The 12,288-nt window shown below is 69.9% G+C and carries 13 protein-coding genes and 1 pseudogene; 8 read left to right on the top strand and 6 right to left on the bottom strand.

The features are described from left to right. Window positions 1-27: 27 nt before the first annotated feature. Entirely contained in the window at window positions 28-426 is a 399-nt protein-coding gene (locus ABZ953_RS01130) for a hypothetical protein (protein ID WP_361714651.1), read from the bottom strand. Between the two features lie 219 nt (window positions 427-645). Here ABZ953_RS01130 and ABZ953_RS01135 point away from each other — a divergent pair, with 219 nt between their 5' ends. The 4 genes and pseudogenes from ABZ953_RS01135 to ABZ953_RS01150 all read left to right on the top strand — a co-directional run bounded on the left by ABZ953_RS01135 (window position 646) and on the right by ABZ953_RS01150 (window position 2,735). Next, window positions 646-1,347 carry a hypothetical protein gene (locus ABZ953_RS01135; RefSeq protein WP_361714654.1) on the top strand — a complete coding sequence of 234 codons (702 nt, stop codon included), beginning with the start codon at window positions 646-648 and terminating at the stop codon, window positions 1,345-1,347. A gap of 31 nt (window positions 1,348-1,378) precedes the next feature. After that, window positions 1,379-1,705: pseudogene (locus tag ABZ953_RS01140) on the top strand (hypothetical protein); the annotation flags it as partial. 88 nt (window positions 1,706-1,793) lie between these two features. Beyond that, entirely contained in the window at window positions 1,794-2,111 is a 318-nt protein-coding gene (locus tag ABZ953_RS01145; RefSeq protein ID WP_361714657.1) for an antibiotic biosynthesis monooxygenase, read from the top strand. Window positions 2,112-2,606: 495 nt separating this feature from the next. Then, window positions 2,607-2,735, top strand: a complete 129-nt coding sequence (locus tag ABZ953_RS01150; protein ID WP_361714660.1) for a hypothetical protein — start codon at window positions 2,607-2,609, stop codon at window positions 2,733-2,735. A gap of 452 nt (window positions 2,736-3,187) precedes the next feature. Here ABZ953_RS01150 and ABZ953_RS01155 read toward each other — a convergent pair whose 3' ends face one another. Continuing rightward, a complete protein-coding gene (locus tag ABZ953_RS01155; RefSeq protein WP_361714663.1) occupies window positions 3,188-4,540 on the bottom strand; it encodes a tetratricopeptide repeat protein in 1,353 nt (450 codons plus the stop codon). Between the two features lie 163 nt (window positions 4,541-4,703). Here ABZ953_RS01155 and ABZ953_RS01160 point away from each other — a divergent pair, with 163 nt between their 5' ends. Then, a complete protein-coding gene (locus ABZ953_RS01160; protein WP_361714666.1) occupies window positions 4,704-5,261 on the top strand; it encodes an ATP-binding protein in 558 nt (185 codons plus the stop codon). A 395-nt stretch (window positions 5,262-5,656) separates the two neighbouring features. Next, complete coding sequence (locus tag ABZ953_RS01165) at window positions 5,657-6,187, top strand: GNAT family N-acetyltransferase (protein ID WP_361714669.1); 531 nt, start codon at window positions 5,657-5,659, stop codon at window positions 6,185-6,187. 15 nt (window positions 6,188-6,202) lie between these two features. Here the strand turns inward: ABZ953_RS01165 and ABZ953_RS01170 are convergent, their stop codons facing one another. Next, window positions 6,203-8,149, bottom strand: coding sequence for an MFS transporter (locus ABZ953_RS01170; protein ID WP_361715613.1), 1,947 nt, complete (start codon window positions 8,147-8,149; stop codon window positions 6,203-6,205). A 702-nt stretch (window positions 8,150-8,851) separates the two neighbouring features. Beyond that, window positions 8,852-9,220 (bottom strand): hypothetical protein, encoded by a 369-nt coding sequence (locus tag ABZ953_RS01175; protein ID WP_361714672.1) that lies wholly within the window; start codon window positions 9,218-9,220, stop codon window positions 8,852-8,854. Here ABZ953_RS01175 and ABZ953_RS01180 point away from each other — a divergent pair. Next, a complete protein-coding gene (locus tag ABZ953_RS01180) occupies window positions 9,198-9,419 on the top strand; it encodes a peptidoglycan-binding domain-containing protein (RefSeq protein ID WP_361714675.1) in 222 nt (73 codons plus the stop codon). The two genes, ABZ953_RS01175 and ABZ953_RS01180, sit on opposite strands and share 23 nt — an antisense overlap. A gap of 39 nt (window positions 9,420-9,458) precedes the next feature. Here the strand turns inward: ABZ953_RS01180 and ABZ953_RS01185 are convergent, their stop codons facing one another. Both ABZ953_RS01185 and ABZ953_RS01190 read right to left on the bottom strand, forming a co-directional pair. Continuing rightward, complete coding sequence (locus tag ABZ953_RS01185) at window positions 9,459-10,142, bottom strand: HAD family hydrolase (RefSeq protein ID WP_361714678.1); 684 nt, start codon at window positions 10,140-10,142, stop codon at window positions 9,459-9,461. A 336-nt stretch (window positions 10,143-10,478) separates the two neighbouring features. Further along, window positions 10,479-11,057 (bottom strand): TMEM165/GDT1 family protein, encoded by a 579-nt coding sequence (locus ABZ953_RS01190; RefSeq protein ID WP_361714681.1) that lies wholly within the window; start codon window positions 11,055-11,057, stop codon window positions 10,479-10,481. Between the two features lie 560 nt (window positions 11,058-11,617). Between ABZ953_RS01190 and ABZ953_RS01195 the strand changes: the two genes are divergently transcribed. After that, complete coding sequence (locus ABZ953_RS01195) at window positions 11,618-12,271, top strand: HNH endonuclease family protein (protein WP_361714684.1); 654 nt, start codon at window positions 11,618-11,620, stop codon at window positions 12,269-12,271. The last annotated feature ends 17 nt before the right edge of the window (window positions 12,272-12,288 follow it).

A 12,288-nucleotide genomic window follows, 5' to 3' on the forward strand; every position in this document is an offset into this window, starting at 1 on the left:
GCGCCGCCCGCCTCCCCCGAGGCGCCCTCACCCCTCGTGGAAATACCCCACGTTCAAGCTCCGCGGCCCCGACCTGTCCTTGATGACGACCTCGCCCGAGCCGCCCCGGGCGAGCGGCGCGGTCCCCCCGTACGTGAGGAACCGCGCCGCCCCCTCGGAGACCAGCCGCACTTCGGAGGCCGGGTCGGGGTTCGAGCCGCGCAGCCAGCTGACGGACCACGTGCCGTCGGGCCCGCAGCGGAACTCCAGGTGCGTACGGGAGACGAAGAGCCAGTCGTCGGGCGTCACGAGACGGCACACGTTGCGGTCGCGCCCGACGCGCAGCACGGCGCCCGGCTCACTCGGCGCCTCCGCCATGAACATGCCTGCGGTGGCCCCCGCACCCGCGTCCGCCCCGGACACCGCGGCCATGGTCAGCTCCAGCACGTGGATACGTCCCTTCAACTCGCGGCGGCGCGAGCCCGGTCGGGGTTTCGCGCGCTGCCGCATCCTAAGTGCCACCCGGCCTGGGCGCACGACGCCGTGCACGCCGCCGCCCGGTCCGTTTGGCGGACCGATTCCGGGCAACTCGTTCCGGGGTACGGGTGCCGAGGCCCACCGGGTCTCGCGCCCGAGGCCGATCCCCGAGCGAGAAGGCACCCACTCATGTCCACAGTCCTGATCATCGCTCTGATCGTGGTCGTCGTCGCCGTCCTTGCCGTCGGTGCCATGGCCGTGATGAACAGCAAGCGGGGCGCGGGCGGCACGCGTGGTCTCAAGCGCCGCTTCGGACCCGAGTACGACCGCGCGGTCGCCCGGCACGACGGTGACGCGAAGGCCGCCGAACGCGACCTCGGCGAGCGCGTGAAGCGCCACGGCTCCCTGCGTACGCGCCCGTTGGAGCCCGCCGCGCGCGAGCAGTACGCGGCCCGCTGGACCGTCGCCCAGGAGCGCTTCGTCGACTCGCCCCGTGACGCGGTGGCCGAGGCCGACCGGCTGATCGCCGAGCTGGCCGGCGCCCGCGGCTTCCCGGACGCGGGCCACTACGAGGACCAGATCGACGCGCTCTCCGTGCACCACGCCCACCACGTCCACGGCTACCGCAAGGTGCACCGGGCGGCCCTCGGCACGACGGGCTCCGAGAAGGGCCGGACCGGCACGCTGGGCGCCACCCTGCCCGGCACCGAGTCCGACGCCGCGGCCGGTACCGAGGAGATGCGTGCCGCCATGATCGAGGCGCGGGAGCTCTTCGACGCCCTGGTCGCGGAGCAGCGGTCCGACACCGGCACCGGCGCCGCACCCACCGACCGGCACGACACCCACAAGCGCTCGACCGGCATCACTCACAAGGGAGTTCAGCATGGCTGAGGCGTCCGCCCTCTATCCGCCCGACGCGCGCGACAAGCTGACCCTGCGCCTCCAGAACGCCGTCAACAGCTTCGTCGACAGCCCCCGCACGGCCGTCGAGAGCGCCGACAGCGTCCTGGAGGAGGCGATCGCCGACCTGACGCACACCCTCGCCGAACGCCGCCGCACCCTGCGCACGACCTGGCAGTCCCTCCCGGCCGACGGCACCCCCGGCACGCCGACCGGCACACCCACCGGCACACCCCCGCCCCCCGAGGGCGCCGCGCCGCCCGTCGAACCCCCCACCGGCGACACGGAACAGCTCCGCCTCGCCCTGCGCGACTACCGCGAAACAGCCGAACGCCTGCTGCGACTGTGACGCGCCGGTGAGGACACGCTCGTGAGCCCCGGGGACCGGACCCCGGGGCTCACGCCTTCCCGACGCCCCCGTACGGCAGGATGGCGCCATGAGCATCGTGAAGATCAACGCCCTCACCGTCCCCGACGAACAGCGCGAAATCCTGGAGAAGCGCTTCGCCTCCCGCGCGGGCGCGGTCGAGAACTCGGACGGCTTCGAGTGGTTCGAGCTCCTCCGCCCCGTAGAAGGAACAGATCAGTACCTCGTCTACACCCGCTGGCGCGACGAGGAGTCGTTCCAGGCGTGGATGGAGGGCCCCATGAAGGCGGCCCACCAGGGCGGCGGCGACCGCCCGAAGCCTGCCGCGAGCGGGTCTTCTGTCTGGTCCTTCGAGGTCGTGCAGCAAGCCGCGCCCAAGAGCGAATAGCTCTCACAGCGGAAGGCTGCGGAAGGCTCACCACCCAGCCGTGTCGGCAGCCCCCGCACACTGCTACGTACGTTGTCCGACCAGCCGTAGCCTCGGCTCGGCTCGGCTCGGCTCGGCTCGGCTCGAAGTAAGCGTGCCCCGTACCTGGATTCGTCGCAGGTGCGGGGCACGCTTGCTGCACATGATCTGAGTAGGTGGAGCCGTAGTTCGAGCCCACCGGGGCCTGCGAATAGATCCACCATGCTGACTTCGCGATTGTGGACCGTTTTTCGATAGCCGCTTCTTCTCCCTCCGATGGTCCCTCAGGGCGCTTTTAACCTGCGCGAACGTGTGTCGGCTCACTGTGTTCGAGGTGACCGGTATGATGAGCATTGCTGAACTGAACCTCCCCTGAACTAGGTGCAAAAATCAGCTAGTTCGAAGGAGTCCGACCTACACCGACGGGTCGGTAGCCGGTCCACCCAGACCGGCTCGGGGGCGAAGGGAGGTGGTGTGATGAGCTCCGGCGTGGAGAAGTGCCGCAAAAAGTGGACCGGCCCTGAGAAATGGCAGGTCGGCTTAGCGGTAGTGACCTTGTTGGTGGCGATCATCGCCCTGGCGGGACAGTTCGCTCAGCTCGCCTGAGTGCCGCCCGAGCACCCGGCCGGAACGTTCAGGCCGCTGCAAATGCAGCGAGCCCGATCGTCTCTTGCTCGACCGGGCTCGTGAACTGCGCGGAGGGCCTGTCTGGGGTAGGAGCCAGGCGGGCCCTTCGTGGTACCAGAATCCTTATTGGGTACCCACTAACGTCAACAACATTACAGCAGCTCACGTCATCTGCGAACGCTCAGGGCTACCTGTGAGAGCCGTCGCAGTGTCTTGTGAGGCCTCTCGTGGCGAGTGACCTGCTGGGTGATCCCCCGTGTCAGCTTGTTGTGGCGCTCGCGGTGAACGTGGCCAGTCATGTCGTAGCGTCAGTAATGGTTGCCCCCGGACTAACTCCTCGCTACGTATCGCACGTGCACCCTGGCCAGAATTTTGGGTGGTGGTGCACGTGCGTATCTACTGGCGGCGAGGTCACATAGGGCCAGGAAGATTCAAAACGGGAGTTCTGGAGATGCCTGGCCTCGCGTGATGGTCAGGATGCGTTCGTGGAAATCGCGGGAAGCGGCCTCACGCGGGTACCGGGACCGGAGTTCCTTGTCCAGCTCGTTGGCGACCAGGAGCAAAGAGGGAAGCGACTTACGATCGGCTTCCAGCGCCGCAGCGCCCATGCCCACTGCCTGTTCGATGTCCCCCATCCGGGCGGCGGAGACTCCGAGCGTGAGGCGGGCTTCGGCTGCTCGCATGGGTGAGATCTCGGTCCCATCGGGGCCTGTACTGATCCGAATTACCGACCGAGCGTGCTTGGCGGCGCGCTCGTCGTCGCCGAGCAGGCGGTAGGCATCCATCTCATAAAAGTCCCACTTGTCGGGGTCGATGATGAAGTGATGCTCGGGGTGGTCCGGGCGCGGCAGACGGTCCAGCCTCGCGCGCCCGGCGTCCAAGGAATCACGGACCAGGCGGGCGTCTCCCATGCGTGCGGCGGCCCGCGCCTTATGGGCGTATAGCTGCACGCCGACGGAATGGGTCTGGTCAGCCGCGTGCCCGGCTTCGACAGCGTCGATCATGTCCTGCCAGCGGCTCTGCGTGAGGGCGAACCAGGCCTCGATCTCCCACGCCCACGCCTTGATCTCACCGTGGCCGGCCTCGTCGCCGATCCTCAGTGCTGCGGCCTTGCTCAGGTCGGCGGCCTCCCGCTGGCCTCGGTCGTACTGGACGCACGCGTTCAGCAGGAACAACCACCCTGCGTCGACGAGGAGTTCCCCGTGCTGGCGCAGGGTCATCCGGCCTTCGAGTTGCTTGGTGACGTACTGGAGTCCGTTGCGGGTGCGCGCGTGCAGATGGTCGGCGTCGGCATAGGGGTACGCGCGTGCCAGTTGGTCGATGCCCTGCTCGATCGACTCCAGGGCCGCGCTGTTGATGTCGGACATCTCTGTCCGCCGGAGCAGCTCCGCCACGTCCCACAGTCCGGCGCCCCCACGTGCCAGCAGGGTGCTCGGATCTACCGACGGAGAGGCGTTCGAGCTGCGCTCCAGTTCCCATGGGCGTGGAGTGAGTCCGGCGAGGTGGCCGGGGATGCGCAGTGCGTCCACCACTTCAAGGATCTTGCGGTGCTGCGTGACCCGGGGGCGGGCGCCCTTACCGTCGATTTCAGGCCGGGCCATCTTGCCGATGTGCTCGCGCTTGTAGCCGACAGCCTCAGCGATCTTGGCGTAGCTGATCTTCCCGTGCTGCCGGGCGAGCCTGAAGACCTCCCCGAAGTCATGGGCAGCGATGGCCGCACGTACATCGGCACGTTCCACCACATGCGGCGGCAGCGCCGCCGGAGTGGGAGCAACTTCGGTCATCTCACTTCCCCATCGTGGCTGACCTTGCGTCTCCGTGTCGCGAGTGTACCCACGAGGGGGGTCCCCAAGAGGGGGGAGCGGAACCGCGCACGCGGGGTGCACTCTCGGGCCACCCTGCCGGGACCACCTCGGTAGGCGCGAGTCGAGGACGGTGGATCGGGCCATGAACGCGCCGGACAGCAGAGGCCTAGCGAACGCTTCCGTAACCACCCCCGCTCCTCGTGGTCAAAACCGGATACCGACCGGCGGGCACTTCCGTGCGCTGACGCTCTTCGCCGAGTCTCCGGACTGCGCACGCGGCTCACGCGCCATGGTGGGTGCATGTATGCGCGATTGGGGGCTCACCCCGCTCGCTGACGATGTCCGACTGGTCGTTTCGGAGCTGGTCGGCAACGTCGTCCATCACGTGGTGCCCGACGAGTGTCTGTCACGTCCCGGCGCTGCGCGGCGTATCGACATCGTCCTCAGGATGTGGCCGCAGTGGCTCTTCATCGGTGTGACCGATGAAGACTCCACGCTGCCTGAGTTGCCGGTGGGTGAGTTCGTCTCCCCGGAGCTGGTCGGCGAGTTGTCCGCAGCGGTATTGCCGGACTGCGGACGTGGCCTGTTCATCGTGCATCGTCTCGTCGACTTCGTGTGGTGTGAGCCGGGCGAAGTGGGTGGCAAGACCGTGTGGTGCCGCTTCGACCTCGACGGCAGGACCGCCGACAACGTGACGTAAAGGTCGCTGGACCACCCGCACAACCACAAACCAAGACCGGGCCACCCCTGCTGAGGCGCATGGCAGCAACCGGGGTGGTCCGGAAAGGGGACACTGCGGCCCCGGTGCCTGATGACACCGGGGATGGCCGTGGGCTCGTACGGCTGACCGGCTGGGCTGCCTCAGCGGGCCGACTCGCCGGACTCCTGGAAGCGGTCGCGATCGGCCCCCTGTCCTTCGAGGCTCGCCCCACGGGAGCTGCCTGACGTCTCGGAGGCCGGAGACCCCCAGCCCCGTGAGGCCCGGGTGGGGGTGAACGGTCAACGCCTGGCTCGCATTGCACCGGCCACGCATGTGCCGCGTAGGGGAGCTAATTCGCTTGCCCGGCGGCGGCCGGACGGGCCCAGAATGGCGCCATGACCGACACATTCCCCGCCGCCGCCACCACCACCGAGTGGACCATCTCCCCCGAGGCGTACGACTCCGACGTCGCCACCGCGCTCTGGCGTGCGTACTACACCGAGGTCAGCGACCGCTGGTACCTGCTCCACGAAGGGCGCGCGACCGACCCGGCAGAGCTGGAGCGTGAGGTCGCGGCGGAGACGGGGGCGGATCTCGCGCCGCCGGGTGGGGTGCTGCTGGTCGCGTGGTGCGAGGGTGTGGCCGTGGGGACGGCGGGAGTGCGGCTGCTCGATGAGGAGACCGCCGAGCTCAAGCGCGTCTTCGTGCGCGAGGACATGCGCGGCAGGGGCGGCGCGCCCCGCCTCCTCGCGGCCGCCGAGGACGCGGCGCGCGGGCTGGGGGCCGGGCGCATCGTCCTCGACACCCGTACCGACCTGGTGGAGGCCCGTGCGCTGTACACCCGGCACGGGTACGAGGAGACCGAACCGCTCACCGTCCGGCCGTACGCCGAGCACTGGTACGCGAAGAAGCTCACCCGGGGCTGAGCCACCGTCCACGGCTCAGGCCGCGCGCACCACCGTCGCCCCGTTGTGCGGCCGCTCCGACTCCGAGCCGCACAGTTCGGAGCTGAGCTCCTCGACCAGCTGGGTCAGGTCGGTCGGCCGGTCGGGGCTCCACCAGTCGCCGAGCAGCTCCGACAGAGATGCCTCGCGGGCCTTGGCGAGGTCGGCCGCGACCTCGTGGCCGCGCTCGGTCAGGACCATCTCCAGGCCACGCCGTACCGCCAGACGCCGCTCCTCGACCTGGCGGGCAGCCGCCGTGACGACGGTCAGCGGCACCGTGGTGCGCTCGGCGAGTACGCCGGGCTCGACGGAGCCGTGCCGGGCGATGCGCAGGAGCAGCCAGCTCGCCGCGGGCAGCAGGTCGTATCCCGCCCGCTCGGTGATCGTCACGTAGATCGCGCGCCTGCCCTCGCGCGTCCCCAGCACCGAGAGCGCCCGCGCGCACTCGTCGTGCGACGAACGCTCCACGGGGTTGCTGGCCAGCGTCTGCGTCGGGTCGGGCGCCGTCACGGAGACCCGCAGCTTGTCCTCGCGCAGGAACCAGGCGAGGACGAAGGCGGCCAGGGCGAGCGGCACCGCGTACAGGAAGACATCCGTGATCGACGAGGCGTACGCGTGCAGGGCGCTGGGCCGCAGCTCGGCGGGGAGGCGCGAGATGCCGCGCGGATCGGCCTCCAGGGTGCCCACGCTCAGGCCGGGCGGCAGCTGCTGTCCGGCGAGGGCGTCGGTGAGTTTGTCGCCGAGCCGGTTGGTGAAGATCGTGCCGAAGATCGCGACGCCGAAGGAGGCACCGATCGACCGGAAGAAGGTCGCACCCGACGTCGCGACGCCGAGGTCCTCGTAGCTCACCGCGTTCTGCACGATGAGGACGAGCACCTGCATGACCAGGCCGAGGCCCAGGCCGAAGACGAAGAAGTACGCGCTCATCTCGCCGGTGCCGCTGTGCTCGTCGAGCTGGTGGAGGAGGAGCAGGCCGATCGCGGTGACGGCGGTGCCCACGACGGGGAAGACCTTCCAGCGTCCGGTGCGGCTGACGATCTGGCCGGACGCGGTGGTGGACAGGAGCATCCCGGCCACCATGGGCAGCATGTGCACGCCCGACATGGTCGGCGTGACCCCCTGGACGACCTGCAGGAACGTCGGCAAATACGTCATCGCCCCGAACATCGCGAAGCCCACGATGAAGCTGATGACCGCGGAGAGGGTGAACGTACGGATCCGGAACAACTTCAGCGGAAGCACCGGCTCCACGGCCCTGCGCTCCACCGCCACGAAGGCGACCGCGAGGACCGCGCCGAGCACCGCGAGCCCGATGATCTGCACAGAACCCCAGGCCCACGTGGTGCCGCCGAGCGAGGCGACAAGGACAAGGCAGGTGGCGACGGACGCGATGAGAAACGTGCCGAGGTAGTCGATGGTGTGTCGGGTGTCGCGCACCGGGATGTGCAGCGTCGTGGCGATGACCAGCAGGGCGATCACGCCGATCGGCAGATTGACGTAGAAGACCCAGCGCCAGCTGAGGTGCTCGGTGAAGAGACCGCCGAGCAGCGGTCCCAGCACGCTCGTCGCGCCGAAGACCGCGCCGAACAGTCCCTGGTACTTGCCGCGTTCGCGCGGCGACACGATGTCCCCGACGATCGCCATGGACAGCACCATGAGGCCGCCGCCGCCCAGTCCCTGCAACGCGCGGAAGCCGATGAGCTGCGGCATGTTCTGCGCCATGCCGCACAGCGCCGAGCCGACGAGGAAGAGCACGATCGCGGTCTGGAACAGCTTCTTGCGGCCGTACTGGTCGCCGAGCTTGCCCCACAGGGGGGTCGCGGCCGTCGCGGCCAGCATGTACGCGGTGACGACCCAGGACAGGTGGTCCATGCCGCCCAGCTCGCTGACGATCGTCGGCAGCGCGGTCGAGACGATGGTCTGGTCCAGGGCCGCGAGCAGCATGCCGAGCAGCAGCGCCCCGATGGAGACCAGTACGCCGCCGGACGGATGCCCGTTGCCGCCCCGGCCCGGGGCAGGCTCGGGTCCCTGCCCCGCGGGGCGGGCGCTGACATCGTGCGTCATGGACACCTCCTGGGGTTCCGAGGCCCCCCTCGGCTCTCTCCTCGGCTCTCCCCTCGTCCTTACCTCTTCACCTCTTCGCCTCTTCACCTCTTCCCATCCTGGTCCGTGTCTCGGGTTATGGCCTGTTGAAGCAGGGGTCTGCATAATCGCTCGCTAGAGCTCTCGGGGCGGGCGGGCCAGTAGGGGGGAGGAACAGCCGGTCGGCGAACAGGACGAGCGGCGTGACGGGCGACAGCGGGACGGGCGACAGCGAGATGGGCTCCCTCGGGGCGACGTCGACTCGGGCGACGCCGACTCGGACGACATCGACCCGGACGGTGCCGCCGCGGCTGCGAACGCCGCTCACCGCACGCGGGCGCGGGCCCGGTCGGTCGAGGCCGCCGCCGCGGACGACTTCGATCCGTTGCGGTTACGTCCTTACGTATCGCTTCCGGAACCCGACGATCCCGACCATTCCGCCCCGGCCCCCCGGCACCCGGCGGAGCCCCGGCCGCCCCTCCCGTCGCCGGGCGCGGACGGCAGCCCTCCGCCCGAGCCCGTCTCGCCGGAAGAGCCACCGGCCCGCAAGCGCCGTTTCGCGCTCTATGCCGGGGCGGCGGGCGCGGTGGCCGCCGGTGTCACTGCCGTCGTCTTCGCGGTCGGCCTTCTCTCGTCGGCCACGGACCGGCCGACCCGGGATCGGGCCCTGCCGGGCGACCCGGTGTCGGCGCCGGTGCACGCGAACCCGACGAAGTCTGTACCGCCCTCTGCAAGGGCGTCCGAGTCCCCCGCCAGCGCCCCCTCCGCCCCGGCAAGGGGCGCGGAGCCGTCGCGTTCGGCGGCCGCCCGCTCAGAGCCGCCGCCCTCCTCCGCGCCACCGCCACCGACGGCACGCGCCACGGGATCGGCCGGTACGTCGCCGTCGCCGCCGCCCCGCAGGACGGCCGACGTGACCTTGCGGGAGGGTGACAAGGGGGCCCGGGTCGCGGAGCTGCAGGCCCGGCTCGCGCAGCTGTATCTGTACATCGGCGAGCGCGACGGCATCTACACGTCGCAGGTCACAGACGCGGTCTCCCGCTACCAGTGGGCCCGCGGTCTCAGGGACGACGCCCCGGGCGAGTACGGCCGCCAGACGCGCCACAGCCTGGAATCGGAGACCACAGAACCGTGAACTGAACCCTGAAGGTTCCTGCGCCCCACCGACCGGCCGTCAACCGAACGTCAGCCGTATCGCCCCGTCACCCGCGTCAGCGACCCGCACCGAAGTCAGGTCCTCGACATGCACTGTGGGGCCGAACGCGGCGGCCCGAGGACCGACGCCCACGACCCTCATACCCGCCGCCTTGCCCGCAAGGATCCCCGCCTCGGAATCCTCGAAGACCACGCAGTCCGCCGGTTCGAACCCGAGCGCCGCCGCCCCCTTGAGGAAACCCTCGGGGTCTGGCTTGCTGGCGCCCACGCTCTCCGCGGTCACCCGTACGTCCGGCAGCGCGAGCCCGGCCGCGGCCATCCGGCCGGTGGACAGGGGTACGTCGGCGGAGGTCACGAGGGCGTGCGGCAGGCGCAGGCCGGCCAGGGACGCCAGGAACGCGGGCGCGCCCGGCACCGGGACGACGCCGTCCATGTCGGAAGTCTCGGCGGCGAGCATCTCGCGGTTCTCGGCGTGGTTCTCGGCCACGGGCCGGTCCGGCAGAAGTATCGCCATGGACGCGTAGCCCTGCCGCCCGTGGGCGACCTTGATGACCTCGTCGAAGTCGAGCCCGTGCCGCTCGGCCCAGCGCCGCCAGCAGCGCTCGACGACGGCGTCCGAGTTGACGAGCGTGCCGTCCATGTCGAGGAGTACGGCCCCGGCGGTCAGAACGGGTGCGACAGGGGCGGCGGTCGTGGCCGTCATCGGGGTGCTCCAGAGCGCGGCGGCAGCGGAAGTTCAAGGCAGCCCCGCCCGCCGGTCAGGGAATACGGGCGGAGCCACTTTGTTCCTGCACGGTACAAAACAGGGCCAGGAAAAGCCAACGCCGCAGGTCACACCGTTACGGCGGAGGTCGCGGGAACTGCGCGACCAGGCACACAAGACCCACAAGGCCCACACCGAGCACAGACCGAGCAGACCGCGCACACCGCGCACACCGCGCACACCGCGCAGATCAGACTAACAACCCCGAATCCCGCCAAAGCTGCCCCCCACCACCCCACCACCCGGACCACGCCAAAGCCGCCCCCACCGCCCCGGTCAGGCAATCGCCTCGTACAGGCTCCACACCCCGAGCCCCAGCATCAGCAGCGCCGCGATCTTCGTGATGAGCGCCAACGGCACCCGCTTCATCAGCGCCTTTCCGCCGACGATGCCGAGCCCCGCGACCGCCCACAGCGCGAGCACCGCGCCGAGGCCGACGGAGAGCGGGTCGTCGTAACGGGCCGCCATGTTCGCGGTCATGATCTGCGTCAGATCGCCGAACTCGGCGACCAGGATGAGCATGAAGCCCGCCCCGGAGACCTTCCAGAAGCTCTGGTCCGCGGGCTGCCTGACCTCTTCGTCGTCGTCGCCGCCCTTGAAGAACAGCATCGCGGCGCCGCCGAGGAAGAGAACGCCCGTCAGCGCGTGGACCAGTTGCTGGGGCAGCAGGGTCAGGACACTGCCCGCCGCGACGGCGAGGACCACATGGACGGCGAAGGCGGCGGCCACGCCGACGAAGACGTACGAGGCGCGGTAGCGCGTACCGAGGACGAGCCCGGCCAGCGCCGTCTTGTCGGGCAACTCGGCCAGGAAGACGACACCGAAGACGAGCGCCATCACGCTGAAGCTGATCAAGGTTCCTCAATCGGTCGGGACTGCCCCACCGAGAGTGTTCCACCGCTTCGCGTACGACACCTCGGCACGGCAGCGCACATGGACGCACACGGGTGTGCACGTCCGGACGTACGCGCATGCGTACGCCAGGCACTGCTTGCCGAAGGTCTCGCTGGCCTGCCCCACAGGGCCTGCCTCCGGGCGCCGGCTCAGACGAGCTGAGCAGTATGTCGACGGTCCGGCGAAGAGCTACTCCCCTTCTGCGCCGTCCATCGTACGCGACCTTCGCCCACCCCCCACCAGGGCCTTTTGACCCTCCCGGGTGCGACGCGGAGCACCCGAGGGGGTGACGTGGGGCACGCGACACACATGCACACATGACACACGTGGGACATGCGGGACATGCGGGACGCCTGGGACCAACTTCCTGACCATGGCCCGCACATGACACATCGCCAGACCTATTGAACTCCGCACCCATTTGACGCGACCCTGTCACCAGCTGCTCATCCACCGGCAACCCCGCTCCGCGACCATGGCCGCCCCACCGGCCAACCACCCCCCACATCAAGGGAGTTCACATGTCCGTTGTCTACGCGCGTCGACACCCCCGCTCCGCCTTCGCCGCCGCGGCCGTCGCCCTGGCGTCCGCCACCGCCCTCCTCACCGGCACCCCCGCCCAGGCCGCGCCCCCGGCACCGGTCAGCGCCGCCACGGCCCGCACCTACCTCGGCGGGCTCACGGTAAAGGCCGAGGGCTCCTCCGACGGCTACAGCCGCGACAAGTTCCCGCACTGGATCACGCAGTCCGGCGCCTGCAACACCCGCGAGGTCGTCCTCAAGCGCGACGGCACGGGCGTCGAGCAGGACTCCAGCTGCGCCGCCACCTCGGGGACCTGGAAGTCCGCCTACGACGGCGCCACCTGGACCGCCGCATCCGACCTCGACATCGACCACGTCGTACCGCTCTCCGAGGCGTGGAAGTCCGGGGCGAACGGCTGGACCACCGCGCAGCGCCAGGGGTTCGCCAACGACCTGACCCGGCCCCAGCTGATCGCCGTCACGGACAACGTGAACCAGGCCAAGGGCGACAAGGACCCGGCCAAGTGGCTCCCGCCCACCGCCTCGTACCACTGCTACTACGCCCGCATGTGGGTCGACGTGAAGCACCACTACAAGCTCAACGTGAACTCCGAGGAGAAGAGCGCCCTGTCCTCGATCCTGAACGGCTGCTGAGTCCGGTGAACGGGTGC

Origin of the sequence: Streptomyces sp. NPDC046465 (genome assembly GCF_040646035.1) — a bacterium.
GTDB lineage: Bacteria > Actinomycetota > Actinomycetes > Streptomycetales > Streptomycetaceae > Streptomyces.